This window comes from Bacillus sp. JJ1474, assembly GCF_036965225.1.
Taxonomy (GTDB): Bacteria; Bacillota; Bacilli; order Bacillales; family Cytobacillaceae; genus Cytobacillus.
Map to the genome: position 1 here is coordinate 5,076 of NZ_JBALPC010000292.1, position 658 is coordinate 5,733.

At 33.9% G+C, this 658-nt stretch carries 1 protein-coding gene; it reads left to right on the plus strand.

Annotated features, from left to right (window positions below):
- Positions 1-239 precede the first annotated feature (239 nt).
- Positions 240-548 carry a tyrosine-type recombinase/integrase gene (locus V7164_RS24765; protein WP_335344216.1) on the plus strand — a complete coding sequence of 103 codons (309 nt, stop codon included), beginning with the start codon at positions 240-242 and terminating at the stop codon, positions 546-548.
- Positions 549-658: the final 110 nt, after the last annotated feature.

Sequence of the window (658 nt, forward strand, 5' to 3'; positions counted from 1 at the left end):
CACCAGTACCCCAATCAGCTCCATGTATCAAGGGACTACAACGGTTTTCTCACAATTACACCAACGGTCTAGTCTATAGCTTTCTATATTTGTAAGGTCATTAGCCAGAACTAAAGAAAGAGGATTATTTTTAAAGGATGTAAAGACTTCGAAATCTAAACGGCAAATATCAATTACTTCATATTTAATCAAGAAATTACAATTAAATAGAGAGACAAAAAGAATTATACGGGAGGGTTATAAGTCACCAAGATATGGTGTTCTGTTCATTGGAAGGCACTTTTAAAGATCCAAGAGATCTTTTGAGGGATTTTAACCGTTTACTTGTTGAAGCAGGACTTCCCAAGATTACAATTCATGATTTACGACACCTACATGCGACACAATTAATGATTGATGGAGTAAACCCAAAAGTAGTTCAAGAAAGGCTTGGACATTCTAAAGTTTCAATTACTTTAGATTTGTATTCACATGTTAACGAAGTTCTTCAAGTTGGAGCAGCTAAGCGCTTTGAAAAGAATTTTTTTATACATAATGAAAAACTTTAGTTAACTAAAGGTGCACACTTATAATATAATTTCCGTTGTTGATAAAAAATAAAAAAGAAAAACCCTTGCTACGCAAGGGTTTCTTAATATGGAGAATAGGGGGCTCGAAC